At 46.7% G+C, this 14749-nt stretch carries 13 protein-coding genes; 9 read left to right on the forward strand and 4 right to left on the reverse strand.

Annotated features, from left to right (window positions below):
* Positions 1–93 precede the first annotated feature (93 nt).
* Complete coding sequence (locus tag MKY63_RS12770; protein WP_051491029.1) at positions 94–696, forward strand: DL-endopeptidase inhibitor IseA family protein; 603 nt, start codon at positions 94–96, stop codon at positions 694–696.
* 37 nt (positions 697–733) lie between these two features.
* Here MKY63_RS12770 and MKY63_RS12775 read toward each other — a convergent pair whose 3' ends face one another.
* Together MKY63_RS12775 and MKY63_RS12780 are read right to left on the reverse strand one after the other, a co-directional pair.
* The gene (locus MKY63_RS12775) at positions 734–1141 is read right to left on the reverse strand and encodes a CBS domain-containing protein (protein WP_036678552.1); all 408 of its coding nucleotides are present in this window, start codon (positions 1139–1141) and stop codon (positions 734–736) included.
* Between the two features lie 153 nt (positions 1142–1294).
* Complete coding sequence (locus tag MKY63_RS12780; protein ID WP_339813138.1) at positions 1295–2722, reverse strand: VanW family protein; 1428 nt, start codon at positions 2720–2722, stop codon at positions 1295–1297.
* 342 nt (positions 2723–3064) lie between these two features.
* Between MKY63_RS12780 and ftsE the strand changes: the two genes are divergently transcribed.
* The 5 genes from ftsE to MKY63_RS12805 all read left to right on the forward strand — a co-directional run bounded on the left by ftsE (position 3065) and on the right by MKY63_RS12805 (position 8998).
* The gene (gene ftsE, locus MKY63_RS12785) at positions 3065–3751 is read left to right on the forward strand and encodes a cell division ATP-binding protein FtsE (RefSeq protein ID WP_036678556.1); all 687 of its coding nucleotides are present in this window, start codon (positions 3065–3067) and stop codon (positions 3749–3751) included.
* Positions 3741–4655: a permease-like cell division protein FtsX gene (ftsX, locus tag MKY63_RS12790; protein WP_036678558.1), complete on the forward strand. Its 915-nt coding sequence runs from the start codon at positions 3741–3743 to the stop codon at positions 4653–4655. Before ftsE ends, ftsX begins: the two co-directional genes overlap by 11 nt.
* A gap of 28 nt (positions 4656–4683) precedes the next feature.
* Positions 4684–5982, forward strand: a complete 1299-nt coding sequence (locus tag MKY63_RS12795) for a peptidoglycan DD-metalloendopeptidase family protein (protein ID WP_076107069.1) — start codon at positions 4684–4686, stop codon at positions 5980–5982.
* A gap of 124 nt (positions 5983–6106) precedes the next feature.
* Positions 6107–7573: a S41 family peptidase gene (locus MKY63_RS12800; RefSeq protein ID WP_036678562.1), complete on the forward strand. Its 1467-nt coding sequence runs from the start codon at positions 6107–6109 to the stop codon at positions 7571–7573.
* A 540-nt stretch (positions 7574–8113) separates the two neighbouring features.
* Positions 8114–8998 carry a PDZ domain-containing protein gene (locus MKY63_RS12805; protein WP_235219410.1) on the forward strand — a complete coding sequence of 295 codons (885 nt, stop codon included), beginning with the start codon at positions 8114–8116 and terminating at the stop codon, positions 8996–8998.
* Positions 8999–9417: 419 nt separating this feature from the next.
* Here MKY63_RS12805 and MKY63_RS12810 read toward each other — a convergent pair whose 3' ends face one another.
* Both MKY63_RS12810 and MKY63_RS12815 read right to left on the reverse strand, forming a co-directional pair.
* The gene (locus tag MKY63_RS12810; RefSeq protein ID WP_036678566.1) at positions 9418–10071 is read right to left on the reverse strand and encodes a response regulator transcription factor; all 654 of its coding nucleotides are present in this window, start codon (positions 10069–10071) and stop codon (positions 9418–9420) included.
* 17 nt (positions 10072–10088) lie between these two features.
* Complete coding sequence (locus MKY63_RS12815) at positions 10089–11246, reverse strand: sensor histidine kinase (protein ID WP_036678568.1); 1158 nt, start codon at positions 11244–11246, stop codon at positions 10089–10091.
* 164 nt (positions 11247–11410) lie between these two features.
* Here MKY63_RS12815 and MKY63_RS12820 point away from each other — a divergent pair, with 164 nt between their 5' ends.
* From MKY63_RS12820 to MKY63_RS12830, 3 genes are read left to right on the forward strand one after another with little or no spacing between them, the layout of a single operon-like run.
* The gene (locus MKY63_RS12820) at positions 11411–12346 is read left to right on the forward strand and encodes an ABC transporter ATP-binding protein (RefSeq protein ID WP_036678569.1); all 936 of its coding nucleotides are present in this window, start codon (positions 11411–11413) and stop codon (positions 12344–12346) included.
* A gap of 17 nt (positions 12347–12363) precedes the next feature.
* The gene (locus MKY63_RS12825) at positions 12364–13536 is read left to right on the forward strand and encodes an ABC transporter permease (RefSeq protein WP_051491030.1); all 1173 of its coding nucleotides are present in this window, start codon (positions 12364–12366) and stop codon (positions 13534–13536) included.
* Positions 13529–14689 (forward strand): ABC transporter permease, encoded by a 1161-nt coding sequence (locus MKY63_RS12830; RefSeq protein WP_036678572.1) that lies wholly within the window; start codon positions 13529–13531, stop codon positions 14687–14689. Before MKY63_RS12825 ends, MKY63_RS12830 begins: the two co-directional genes overlap by 8 nt.
* The last annotated feature ends 60 nt before the right edge of the window (positions 14690–14749 follow it).

The following is a 14749-nucleotide window of genomic DNA, read 5'->3' on the forward strand; positions in this document are numbered from 1 at the left end:
CCTCTGTTTATTGGGTATTTTAGCTTGCGGGGTGCATAAGCTGAAACAGTGGCGATCGCCTGTATTTTTCAGATGAAAGAGGAGGAACTTCAGATGAACAAAAAATGGATGCTTGGTTCGTTGGCCCTATCCTTAGGCCTTTTATCAGCAGGTAGCGGAGTTATGGCAGCTTCATCATCAGTGGGAAGCTCGGCAATAAAAAATGTGGCTGTGATTGGCACAGGAAAAGAAGGCCCAGCTACTATAAACAATTTGACGGTAAAAAGTGTGGTACCGCTTGTTGTACATGCCAGAGCAATCTATTTCTATACTAGCCGTGGGGGCAACTTTTTCCCGATGGAAACCTTCATGTATAAAGCGCAAGAGTACCGTTACCTTTCCAATGATATTGGGACAAAGGCGAAGCTGATGAATTACATAAAAAAAGCCTACACGCATAATGCAGCAGCTTATTATGTGCAGACTCAATTTTTGGAGCATGAAGGTAGAATGTCACAGGTGAATGCGGATCTTGGAAACTCATTAATGTTTGAAAAAGCCACCGCCCGAATGCTCTCCAAAACTGCAACAACCGCTGAATTTGACTTAACAGTTCCTTATTCGAGCGGGCAGGAAGGCAGTGAGTCGGTGTATGTGAAGCTGAAAAAGGTGAATGGATACTGGAGAATTGATACGTCACCGGATATTCTTTTTTGAGGAAGGGTTAGGGTAGAAGAGGAAGAGCAAAGAGGTTCTACGCTTGGGCGCGGATAAGGTCAGAGGTATATGCAACACCAACGAATTTACCTTTGCGAGTGATAATGACACAATCATTTTTCATAGGGTCTGGGCGGTTCATAGCGAGGCTCAATACCGTATCGAGTGGAGTGGAAATGTCAAGAATGAGCGGGGTTTTGTTCATAAGCTTCATGGCAGGTTCTCTGTAGAACAGATCTACTCCGGATCTTCCTGTAGCTTTTAAAAAGAAACGTTCGCTCATCAACAATCCGAGGGGTTCATTCATAGCATTGCAGACGACGATACATTTGGATTCTGGATGCTGAAACATGACGCGAAGAGCTTCTCTGCAAGTGCGTGAGGCAAAAATAGCGGGAGCACTGCGGACAATACCAGTAAGATCATTTACAAGAGCTGTTGTCATAGGATGTTCATCCTTTCTGATTATGGGTCTACTTCTAATGTACCCCTGAATCGTAAATTTCAAAGCCGTGTAACGTAAGCTACAGGTAAAATAGATTGCTGGCAAAAATAACCGGTCAGACCTTAGGGGCTCTGACCGGTTATTTGTTGTTAGCTATTCACTGCGGACCCCGTCCTCCACCAGCTGCTTTCGGGGGACATCGGGGATTATGGATTTGCTCACGCCTCCACGATTAATGGCGATTAATCGTTTTTGTGCGTAATATACGTCGCGGGACAGTTTATTCACCTCAGTGGATTTACCGTCAACATACTTTGTAATGTAGGTTTCTACAATATATCCGGTTTTCCCATTTTGAATAACGCGTGAGCTGCCACGAGGCAGTGAAGAATCGTTTACGTATTTATCGAATGGAGGGAGCACCTCTACTGTTTTTGAATGAACTTTGTAAGTGACATTTTGCGGAAACGTGCCGAACAGCTTTATGGTCAGTGATTTACCCTGCACAGCTGCTTTAATTATGAGATATTTGCCAGTCGTATTGCGAAAACGAAAGTTGATATAACCTTCAGCGAATGTTGCGTCCTGACCTTTGGGCAAGTAGTTGACGGGCAAGGAATGATTACGGCGTTCCACAATTTCTAGCCCTATACGCAGTGCGGCATTGTAAAGAGTGCTCGACACTTGGCAGATCCCTCCACCAACACCTGCTTGCAGCTTGCCGTTCACAATCACCGGCGCTTCACGGAAGCCGTAATTCACCTTTGCTTTTTCTATAGCTTTTCCATAATCAAAGACGGCTCCAGGCGGGAGAATGGTTCCATCCACAGCTTTGGCAGCAGCTTCTACGTTGTAGCTTCGTCCAGGTCCACTTGCACCTAGAGAGGTGCTGAATTGCATTACTTTTCGCTCGATACCTTGTTCCTTTAATTTCTTTAATGTTATGTCAGGCTGCAGGATTAACAAAGGGACTTCCATCGTGATTCCCTTCTCCAACAGGGTATTCAGATGATTGAAGCTGGTGGGGGCAGCTGCTCCTAAGGAAGTCTCCAGAGCTGTCCAATCGACCTCCAGGGAAGTTTTCTCAGAAGTATATACGATTCGGTCATCGCCTGTAATTCGCCGCGTAGCGTCCACTGGTTCACCAAAGGACTCCTTCTCCCAAGTGGGACTTAGAATTTTCTGGAATTGTGCGATTTCCAGATGCGTTTCAAGCTTCCACAGCTGAGGGAAGTTATAGCGTGCCTTTACCCGCTCCCAAAGTGTTCCTTCGGCAAGCTCTTTTAAGCCCTGCTGAAAAGCAGCGGCTTCATAACTCAACCCAGTCTTACTAAGAGTTAGGGGTAAATCTGCATTGCCCTCCACTTTTAGCACTAGAGGGACGGATTCGAGGGCACGCAGCCGCTGATCCAACTGGGAGCGGACCTCGGTGAGGGTCATGCCTCCGACCTGCCAGCCGGCAAGGGTTGTACCCTTTGGAAGCGTAGTTTTGCTGCCATATAGATGAAGCCCTCCGTAAATGCAGGAGCCGATAAGGACGAGTGCGATGACCACTATGAGGGCAGCATGGATTTTTTTCATAATTAATCTCCTTTTGGGGATTTGGATTGCGCTAAGCAGGCGCGGCCCTGTAACAAAACTTAAAGAACACTTCGTGGGATACCGATAATAACTTAGTAAGAAACAAGTAGTCTCTAATAAAGGGAGTTACGACATCTGATAACAGGCACCGTTAGGTGCTTTTTTATATGTATATGTCCAGTCACTACAAAACTTTCGAATCGTCGTGCAGTTACGGGGTACTCAATCAGTTACAGATTTGTTACAATAGATACATTGCGGAAATATTGAAGTTTATGGAAACTTGAGGTGGACAATGTCGATTCGCACAAGTGGAAAATGTCATAATTGGGAAGTGAGAAAATGATTGAAATGCAAGATGTATGGAAAACGTACCCTAACGGAACTCACGCACTGCAAGGAGTTTCAGTGAAAATCGACCGCAATGAATTCGTGTACGTTGTCGGCCCTTCCGGCGCGGGTAAATCTACTTTTATGAAATTGATTTATAGAGAAGAAGTGCCTACCAAAGGACAGATTTCGGTGGGAGGTTTCAATATAGGAAAGCTAAAACCACGCAAAATCCCTTATGTCCGCCGTAATATCGGCGTTGTATTTCAAGATTTTCGGCTTTTGCCCAGAATGACGGCATACGAGAATGTAGCTTTTGCTATGGAAGTTATTGAAGCACCGAAAAAAGTCATCAAGAAACGTGTGAATGAGGTTCTTGATTTGGTTGGGCTAAGAAGTAAAGCGAATCGTGAGCCCTCACAGCTTTCTGGTGGTGAGCAGCAACGGATCGCTATTGCACGGGCTATCGTCAACAATCCTTCTGTTATTATTGCGGACGAGCCTACAGGTAACTTAGACCCCGAGACTTCATGGGGCATTATGCAGCTGCTTGACGAGATTAATTTTCGTGGAACAACGATTGTAATGGCTACCCATAACAGAGATATTGTGAACAAAATGCGCAAACGGGTGCTTGCGATTGAGAATGGAAACATTGTCAGAGACCAAGCGAGAGGGGAATATGGTTATGAGTTTTAAAACCTTCTTGCGACATGTGCGGGAAGGCTTTAAAAGCGTATTCCGTAATGGCTGGATGTCGATCGCCTCAATCACTTCGATTGTTGTTTCTCTTTTTGTTCTAGGTGTATTTATTCTTCTTGTCCTCAACGTAAATTCTGTAGCTGATGAGGCAGACAGTCAGGTACAGATCAAAGTGCATCTAGCTTTGAATACAGATCAGAAGATGCGCGAGACCCTGCAGACTGAAATTGGCAATATGCCGGAGGTCAGCAAGATTACGTTCATCTCCAAGGAACAGGGACTTAAAGATCTCCGCGCGGATATGGGCGAGGAGGCAGCAGAGCTTCTGGAAGGGTTCGATGAAGATAATAACCCGCTTCCAGATACCCTTCAGGTAGAGGTTATTGAACCTACAACCGTTGCTTTTGTGGCTGAGAAGATTCAAGCCCTTAACAAGACACATACCGAGCAGCCTATCTACAAAGTGAAATATGGCAAAGGCTCGATTGAAACATTGTTTAAAATCACGCGTGCCGTACGAAACATTGGATTTATTTTTGTAGCGGGGCTGGCACTTATGTCTATGTTCCTCATCTCCAATACTATTCGGGTAACGATTCTTGCCCGGCGTAAAGAGATTGGGATTATGAAGCTGGTAGGCGCGACAAATTATTTTATTCGTTGGCCTTTCTTTATAGAAGGGGCATTAATTGGACTCATTGGATCATTGATTACTTCGGGTGTTTTATATGCCGGTTACAACGGTTTGGAATCTTCGGTACAGGGAGATCCTATGCTCGGATTGCAGTTGATCCCTTTCAGTGATATTTGGCTGCTGCTCGTAGGTCTGTTAGTAGGACTAGGCGTGCTGATCGGCGTCTGGGGAAGTACGGTTTCTATTCGTAAGTTTTTGAAAGTTTAATTTAAGAGTGAAGGATGGGGAGTGCGAGTTGAAGAAGATTGCCGCCGGACTAGCCGTAATGTTACTAGCTGTCACTATATTCCAACCCTCTGATGGATATGCCAAAAAAACAAGTGTTGCCGAGATCGATAAGCAATTAAAGCAGCTGCAACAAGAGGTGCAGGAAGCTAAGGCGCAGCAAGAGAAAGCGGAGTCCCAAACGCAGGAAGCGCAGCACTATAAGAATAAGACAAATATTAATTTACAATATGTATTGCAGCAAGTGGATCAAGTTAAAGGCAAAATGACCGAAATCTCTAACAAAATTTCCGATACAGAAGAATCTCTTAACGTTACAGCAACGGAATTGGATGAAGCAGAGGCACGAGTGGCCTCAAGAGAAGAACTCTTAGGATCCCGTGTCCGGTTGATGTACACTGATGGAGCGGTGTCTTACCTAGATGTTTTGCTCTCATCGACAAGCTTCTCTGATTTTCTGGGCCGCACCGATTCGCTTAAGATGATTGTGGATCAGGATCAGGAGCTGTTAGTCCAACACAAGCTGGACAAGCAGACAGTTGTAGAGAAGAAGCAGGAGCTTGAGGGGCAATATGCTCAAGCCAAGCAGTTATACACCTCCTTGGAAAATCAGAGAAGCCTGCTGAAAGAGAAGGAAGCGGAGAAGCAGGAGCTTATCGCATTTTATGATAAGCAGATTCAAGAAAGCGATGATCTAAGTGAAGAGCAGAACGAGAAGCTGGTTAAGCTGGCGAGCGAACGTTCTGCTTTGGAAACCCAAAAGGATAAGATTAAAGCTGAGGAAGCGGCTCGCAAAGCAGCAGCCGCCAAAGCAGAAGCAGCACGCCGGGCAGCAGCAGCGGCCAAGAAAGCTGCAGCTAGCAAGGCAAGCAGCAGTTCGAGCTCCAGCTCCTCAACCGCGTATGCTGGTGGAGATGGACCCTTCCTGCTGCCTGTAGGTTCGGCAAGAATCTCTTCCTCCTACGGACCACGGACACACCCAATTACGGGTGAGAAGGGGAAAGTACACACCGGGGTAGACTTTGCAGTTCCACAAGGAACCAATATTCATGCGGCTGATTCCGGAACGGTAATCGTAGCTGAATGGTATAGCGGCTATGGATATTGTGTAATTGTTGATCATGGCGGCGGAGTTTGGACCCTCTACGGACATATCCGTAAAGGTGGTATCAAGGTTAGCCCTGGGGATAGAGTCAATCGTGGGGATGTGATTGCTGAATCCGGTTCTACAGGTAATTCGACGGGCCCCCATCTCCATTTTGAAGTTCGGATCGACGGCAAGACAGTAAATCCGATGCCTTATCTCTAATTTTTAAGAACTTATAACTCATATTATTTGAACGTACGGCATATACTGGAAGAGATACCGTACCTTTCAGGACGGACTTATGGAGTTGTTTGCGAGATGGACAAGAAGGGACGGTGGGAACATCATGTTAAAAAAAAGCACAGCGGCGTTTATGATTATCGCCGCCCTGCTATGCGGTAGTCTGGTGACCTTGGGCGTGACGGGTTATAGTCATGTTATTGGACAAGCTGCAGGAGAAGGACTGGCCTCAGCATTGCAGGTTACTGGCCTTCAGCAGAAGGAATCCCAGAAGCTTGGAACTGCTCTCAGTCTGATTGAGAGCAATTACTACGAGACAGTAGATCGGGAGAAGTTGATAGACGGTGCTGTCAACGGTATGATGGAAGCGCTGGGCGATCCTTATTCCAACTATATGGGTAAAGAAACAGCTGAGAAATTCGAAGAAAGCATTGAGGGTTCCTTTTCAGGTATCGGTGCGGAGGTCTCTTCGGATAATGGCAAGGTAGTCGTGGTCTCTCCGATCAAGGGCTCACCTGCTGAGAAAGCTGGGATTCAGGCCAAAGATGTTATCTTGTCCGTTAACGGTGAATCGCTGGAAGGTATGGAGCTGAATGCAGCTGTTGCCAAGATTCGCGGTCCTAAGGGCAGTAAGGCCACTTTGAAAATACAACGTTCCGGCGCTGTAGAGCCGCTGGAATTTGTTCTTACCCGGGATGATGTGAAGCTCGAAACAGTCTACGCTACCATGGAAAAGGACAATGTGGGCGTAATCGAGGTTACGCAGTTCTCCTTGAATACCGCAGAACGATTCAAGGAAGAGCTGGAGAAGTTAGAGAAGCAAGGCATGAAGGGACTTGTTATTGACGTCCGCAATGATCCAGGTGGTGTTCTTCCGATTGTTATTGAAATGGCAGAGCAATTTGTTCCAGCTGGCAAATCTATAGTGCAAATAGAATACAAAGACAAAAAACGCGAAGTTAGCACCTCAAAAGGATCGAGTAAAGCTTATCCAGTGGTCGTGCTGATGAATAAAGGTAGCGCAAGTGCTTCGGAAATATTGGCGGGTGCCTTGCAGCAGTCGGCAGGAGCTAAGCTAATCGGTGACAATTCTTTCGGTAAAGGCACCGTGCAGACGAGCTTTGACAAACAGCTTGGAGACGGCAGCTTGCTGAAAGTTACCATTGCCAAATGGCTTACGCCAGACGGCACATGGATCCACGGCAAGGGCATTAAACCGGATATCGCGGTAGCGCAGCCGGATTACTTCTCGGTGGCTCCAATTAACAAAAGCGTGGCGCTGCAATATAATATGAACAACGCTGATGTGAAGAGTGCACAGACGATGCTGGACGGTTTGGGTTACAAGCCTGGACGTAAAGATGGCTATTTCGATGCTGGCACTAAGGACGCAGTGAAGAAGTTCCAAAGTACAGCAAAGCTCCAAGTCACAGGCACAATTGACGCCAAGACAGCGGAGGCGCTGGAAGCGGCGCTGATCAAGGTCATTCAAGACCCTGCTCACGACAACCAACGGAATAAAGGGATTGCTGAGATTCAGAAGGAAATTAAGGCGGCAGCGTCGAAAAAGTAAGAAGGCTGAATTCAGCCTTCTTTTTTTCTTTTAGATAAGAAAATGCCAACCGACGTAGAGGAATTAGAATATATACAAATCAGTCATCGGACGAAAAGGAGTGTGACGAACAGTTTGAATGTGATTCAGGAACTGTTAGGAAGCTTGGGCACTGCGTTCTTACACTTATTGATCCAGCCGTATTACTACATTGCTATTATATTTATTGCGTTATATTACCGTAGGCAGGTGGCATTAGAACGAAAGCTGATACATGTAAAATTACATAGCTGGGGTCAGGAAACGTGGCGGACGGTATGGAGTGGTCTAGTCATGGGTTTGGTCGTCTCTATAGCAGCCGTTCTGCTAGGAATATCGTTATCAGGTACCGCTGTAGCCTGTATTTGGGTAGTTAGTCTCGTGTTGTCGCTACTGCGTGTGCGGTATTTGTGCTTTGCGTATTCTATAGGCTTGTTAGGTATCATTCAGTTTGTAATTTCTTTCTTTCCAGATGCTTTAGATAGTGGAACGGTAGGGAATATTACCACCGCCATAAGGGAGATGGATATTCCTGCTTTGCTAGTGTTAGCTGCGCTGCTGCACATGGCGGAGGCACTGCTGGCCCGCAGACAAGGGGCCAAGCTTGCAACGCCGCTCTTCCTGAAGGGAAAGCGCGGCATGGTCGTTGGCGGCTATCAGCTGCAGGCCTTCTGGCCGCTGCCGCTGTTCCTGCTGCTCCCTTCGGGTGCAGGAACGGATTTGCCATGGCACTCGCTGCTCGGCGGCAGCCTTGGCATCGTCTCTTTGCCCGTCATCATCGGCTTCAGCGAGATGACGCAGGGCATGCTGCCCGGGCGCAAGGCGGCCCGCACTGCAGGACGACTGCTGATCTACAGCATCGTCCTGCTCGGCTTAAGCCTGCTTGCCGCTTGGTGGAGCCCGCTGACCCTGGTCGCGACGCTCGCAGCCATTGTGCTGCACGAAGGGTTAAGCTGGTACAGCGCTCTGGAAGAGCGCAGCATCAGCCCCATCTTCGTGCATCCACCGCGCGGCCGCAAAGTGCTGGCCGTGCTGCCGGGCAGTCCCGGCCAGGAGCTGGGCATCCTGCCCGGCGAGATCTTACTGAAGGTCAACGGGGTCCTGTTGACCGATGCGGCGCAGCTACATGAGGCGCTGCGCATGAATCCAGCGTTCTGCAAGCTGGAGGTGCTGAACCGTGAAGGGGAGAGCAAATACCTTCAAAGTCCAATCTATGATGGGGATCACCATCAGCTCGGTATTATTTTGGTGCCGGAGACGGATGGGATGATTACCGCTGAGGCGAAGCCTTCCAGCATCTACAGCATCATCGGGATGAAGACAGGCATACGCAGCCGGAACCTTCCGGACGGCCAACTTAAACGAAAAAAAACCACTGAAGCCAAGCAGGAATCAGCGGAAGGATAACTAGAAGATGCCCCATAGGCCATGAAATGGTGAATGGGGCATCTTTGTTTTTGATTAGAGGATAATTTCGCGTGCGTGAAGCCACTATCGGACCCAGTTGACCCTAATCGCAGCATTTTCGCTTTTTTAGAATGGTAACGGACCCCAAAGCCACTATTGGCATTAAAAACACCCCAAATGAGCCTCTTTCTGAGGAATAACGTCGCTGGGGTCCGAAACTCTGCTCAAACGCCGATAAAATTGTAAATAGCGTCACTGGAGTCCGAGCCCGCCCAAGGAGTAGCGTCGCTGAACTCCGAACCCGCGCCCAAGGAGTGACGTCCTGAACTCCGAGCCCGCGTCCAAGGAGTAACTTCACTGGAGTCCGTAAGAAAAACTAACTTTGGCAATGGCCTATTCATATGCTGTATGCTACTAGTTCAACCCCGCATGTTCTTCAAATAAAAAATAGCAATTTGCGTACGATCGCGGAGCTCTAATTTGCTTAATATATCCGTTATGTAATTTTTGACGGTACCTTCGCTTAAAAAAAGCTGTCCGGCGATTTCTTTGTTGCTATGCCCCTCAGCGATAGAAGCCACTACAGCCAGCTCTGTTTTGGTCAATCCGAACGATTCCAGTGGCTGTACCTGTGGCAATTCTTGCCGTGCCGTAGGCTGCAGAAAGGTTGCCAGCTTACGGGCGATATCAGGGTGGATAAGCATGTTCCCATCAAAAACCGTTTTAATGCCCTGGATGATCCGGTCTGGCGGTATGTTTTTGAGCAAATATCCACTAGCTCCGTTACGCAGTGCTTCAATGATATATTCATCGTCATCGAAAGTGGTCAGCATCAATATCGCAATTTGCGGAAAAGCCTGCTTAATCTTCTCCGTTCCTTCAACGCCACCGCAGCCGGGCATGCGGATATCCATCAGAGCTACATCGGTCTTTAATCCTTTTTGAAGTAATTCCAAGGCCTCGTTACCTTCACAAGCTGCTCCGACAACTTCAATACCTGGGTCCATACCTAGCAATACTTGCAGACTTTGGCGAATAAAGGGGTCGTCATCAACAATCAACACTTTAATCATTAGCATGGCTCCTTTCGTTATACAATCTCATCCTGCTTATAAATGGGCAGCCGCGTAATGACTGTAAAATGTGGTTCCTGCCTCAGTTCGAGTGTTCCACCGATTAAATGCGTTCGCTCGTACATTCCTTTCATTCCGTCCCCACCACGCCCCAATAATTTGCTGAGTTTCTCTCCTTCGGGAAGCGCTCCATTGTTGCTAACATCCATAGTGATTCCTGCTTGCGCGTAGTCAATTTTGATCCGGATGGACGTTGCTTTTCCATGCCGCAAGGCGTTGGTTATAGCTTCACGGGCGTTTTTGTACAGGATTACTTGAATACTAGGATAGAGTGGATAAGGTATGCCCTGTACTTGGTATGAGGTCTCGATCCCCGTCTCACGTCCAATTTCTTCGAGCAGCCGGTCTAACGCATAAGCTCCCTCAAGCTTCGGAGTGTAGTTGATACGTTTAACTGCGGACCGCATATCGTCCATGCTGGCCGACAGCTGGTCACGAATCAATTCCATCATTTGCATTCCGCTCTCGGGAGAGGTAGGCAAGGTCTGGAGGGCGGCCTCCATCATCATTTTAATCCGGATTAGCCGGTGGCCGATATCGTCATGGAGCTGTCGTGAGATGCGGACGCGCTCTTTGGATTGGGCAGACTCTTCTACTTGCGCGCTGAACTCCAGCAGGCGGTTGCGAGCTTCGTCGAGTTCGAAATGCTTTTTGCGCAACTCATCATATAGAAGAAGAGTGTCTTCGCGCCTCTGGCCAGCTTTTAATAATAGCTTATTTAGGTAGGCAGTGAGCAGAAATGAAAAGTTAATGTAAGTTACTACGAGCGATGGAGAATTCTGGAGTGCAACGTTCAAAGCTATCAGATGTACACCTGTGAACACGTAAGGCACTGCTTTAGGCTGGAGTCTGGAATAATAAAGCAGTGCTGATATAGCGGGGAAAATCATCATGCTGCCATATTGATAACATAACCAGGCCGTGAACAAGATTTCAATGATACTAATCAAAGCATGAATGGATCGAGGGAGCTTTGGCACCATGACCACAAGGAATAGAAGCATCAGGATATGCAGCGTGAAGATTCCATAATCATTATATTGATAGACATAAATGGTAATAAACGCAGGGATTAAGATGAGTCCGTAACGCAATAAGTTTAGCTCTCTGGGCACGCCTTAGTCATCCTTTATGTTTTTTAATAATCTTAGCATATTATCCCACTACTTCAGGAGATGACTTTAGTCACCTTCAAAAAATGACCTTTCGTACATCCGTAAAAATTCAACCTAGAATAAAATTGAAAATATAGAAGCACACACGACAGGGGAGATAAAAGATGGCAATCGCGGTGTTGACCGATGTGGTGAAACGGTATGAGAACAAATTAACGGTAGATCATGTGAATGTTACGATTCAAGCAGGAGAGATCTTTGGCCTGCTAGGGCCGAATGGGGCGGGCAAAAGTACAACTATAAGTATGATTTGCGGCCTGCTAAAGATTGATAGTGGAGACATTGTTATTGATGGGTTATCAGTCTCTTCGTATGCACTGGAGGTTAAGAAAAAGATCGGCTTAGTTCCGCAGGATTTGGCTTTGTACAATACAATGACAGCAGCTGAAAATGTAACTTTTTTCGGAAGATTGTATGGCTTGCGGGGAAAATTGCTAAAAGAGCGGGTGGCGGAAGCTCTTGCTTTCACAGGACTTAGTGACCGGGCCAAAGAAAAACCAGCCACCTTCTCCGGAGGGATGAAGAGACGTTTGAATATCGCTTGTGCCATCATGCATCATCCAAAGCTGATTATTATGGATGAGCCGACCGTAGGGATTGATCCGCAGTCTCGTAATCATATCCTTGAGTCGGTCAAAGAGCTCAATCGGCTTGGCTCAACCGTCATCTACACTAGTCATTATATGGAAGAGGTTGCAGCCATTTGTGATCGGGTAGCGATTATGGATAAGGGACATATCATTGCTTGTGGTACGGAAAAGGAGCTGCGGGAACGGGTTTCTCAGGAAGAAAAAATAGTGGTCAAAGCAACGAACATCACCCCGGAGCTAATCAATGAGCTTAGTCTACACCCGCGGATCACGAGAGTGGAAAGTAAAGAGGGAACGGTAGAAATGTATCTCCCCTCCTCACAGGATGAGCTGCAGGATATCTTATTTATTTTTGCTAAACATGAAGGGGTTATTGGTTCTTTGAATATAGAGGAGCCGGATCTGGAGACATTATTCCTTAGTTTGACAGGACGGACATTGCGCGATTAAAGGAGGGAGAGAACGCTTTGAGAAATATTTGGACAATTATGATTTATGAGCTTCGCAGGCTGTTTATTTCACGCTCAATCATCATTAATATGTTTCTGCTACCGCTGCTTTTGATCTTTCTGCTGGGTGCCTCCCTTTCCAGTGTAATCGGTGATAAGGCAGCGTCTGAGATTGATCCAGTACGTGTTGGTATAGTTAATCTTTCTGGAGAAGGATATGAAAGCTCGGCGATGATAGACAGCTTTTTGAAGACGCCGGAGCTTAAGGATATCATCATTCCGGTCAAAGTAGGGAGCCGAGAGACAGCGGAAAGCGGCTTGCGTACCGGAAAATATGGTTATGCGGTTATTGTTCCTCCAGGCTTCGATAAAAAAGTACAAAGCGGTGATACTGCACAGCTAGAGTTTATTCTGGGTAAAGATCGGACAGATAATATGGTTGCGGGGACGGTATTCGATAACTTTTTGAACAATATTAACTATAAGCAGTCCGTAGCTATGACGCTGGGTCCAGAAGCTTTGACTGTTACTGCACCAAGTTCGGGGGAGCAGCCTTCTGTTAAGGTTGGGGCGCTCAGTGAAGGTGGCCGATCCTATACAGCCTCCCAATTCTATGCGGTATCCATGATGCTGATGTTTCTGCTATATAGCGGTTTGACCGTCAGTACCTCTCTTTTTAATGAAAAAGAAAATCATACCCTCTTCCGAATAACTTCAATGCCGGTAAAAGGTTCTGAGCTGTTTATTGGTAAAATGTTAGGTGTAGGGGTTGTAAGTGTAGTGCAGTGTGCAGCGATTATTATCCTGACTCACTTGTTGTTTGGTGTAAATTGGGGCAATCGTCCGGGCTTGCTGCTGCTCTTCTGTCTCTTAATGATCATTGCTTCCATGACGTTATCGATTGTCATTTCAATGTTTAGCAAAACTAAAGCAAGTGCAGGAAGTATTATTAATGTTATCACTGTGGTCATGACCTTTATTAGTGGAGGGATGGCTCCACTTCCGGAATCATGGGTGAACTCCGTCGGGGCATTTACCCTGAATCACTGGGTGCTACAAGCTGTTCTAAAAATGATGCTGCATGCAGAGGTCTCAGAGATTTTGCCGAATCTGCTGGTCATGTCGATCATCTGTCTAGTTCTATTCAGTGGAGCGGTTATCTCGTACCGGAAGGTAGGTTACCATGGATAAGATCTTAACGATTGCTTGGAATATGGTGAAAAGAACGATCGGTTCTCGGAATGGGCTGCTTACGTATATTCTTCTGCCCTGTATTGTCGTGTCGGTGATAGTAGCAATTAGTGGAAGTATGGGTGAAAGACCGGCTACTATTTTATATTCGAATATGGATGATGGTGCAGCAGGTAAACATTTGCTTACCGAGCTGGAGAATACCGGTGATTATAAGCTTGTAGAGAAGACAGATGAGGCTAATTTGAGGGAGAGTATTATCGATCAGAACGGAGAAGCCGGTGTTTTGATACCGCAAAACTTCACCTCCGCACTGCTTGCTGGAGAAGAGCCGCAAATTAGTGTGTATGAGCTTAAGGCTACCGAAACATCAATTATGGTAAAAATGAAAATCAGTGTAATTGCTGATGAAATGCGAAACACTGCTGGACTAATTGGAGCAGCTCGGGCTGAGGCTACTGGCTCGGACTCACAGTTTGCTGCCGTAATGCAGAGAGCAGAGCAACATAGTGTAGGCAGTATAAGAACAGATTATGATTTATATCCAAAAGAGGGCTTAAGCATCGTCACAGGATTTACTTTGATGTTCTTAATGGGGCTGGTTACAAGTTCAGTGTCGCTTATTATGGATGATCGAAGAGAAAGAACGATGAAACGTATGTTCAGTGCCCCGGTTCGTTCGTATGAGATTGCCCTCGGTAATTTTCTGGGAAGCTTCATCGTTGGGTTAATTCAAATCATTGTAATACTTGCCTTAGGCCGTTATGTGCTGCAGTTTGACTTTGGGTTACCGCTCTACTTGTATTTCTTGGTTCTTGCAGCATTTATGCTCGTTTCCATGGGTTTAGCCAGTACGGTAGCAGGTCTGATTCGCAATCCCAATAATACGGGCATGCTTAATTCGCTGATCCTGACCCCGACATGTATGCTTGGAGGCTGCTTCTGGCCGTTATCCATTATGCCGGACTATATGCAGAAGGCAGCTAATTTTGTACCGCAAAAATGGGCGATCCAAGCGATCGATATCGCTGCCACAGGTGGGGGCTGGAATGAATTATGGCTGCCCTTTGCCATCTTGGGCCTTATGGCCGCCGTGCTTCTGGCGATTGGTTCTGCTATTCTTCGTCCGAGTGAAGCCGGAATTAACGCTTAAGAAATTTCCAGAGAATATAGATATGCATAGCTTGGACTACTCTATTCAGGTACAATAATA

The organism is Paenibacillus sp. FSL R7-0189, assembly GCF_037969925.1.
Taxonomy (GTDB): Bacteria; Bacillota; Bacilli; order Paenibacillales; family Paenibacillaceae; genus Paenibacillus_AQ; species Paenibacillus_AQ odorifer.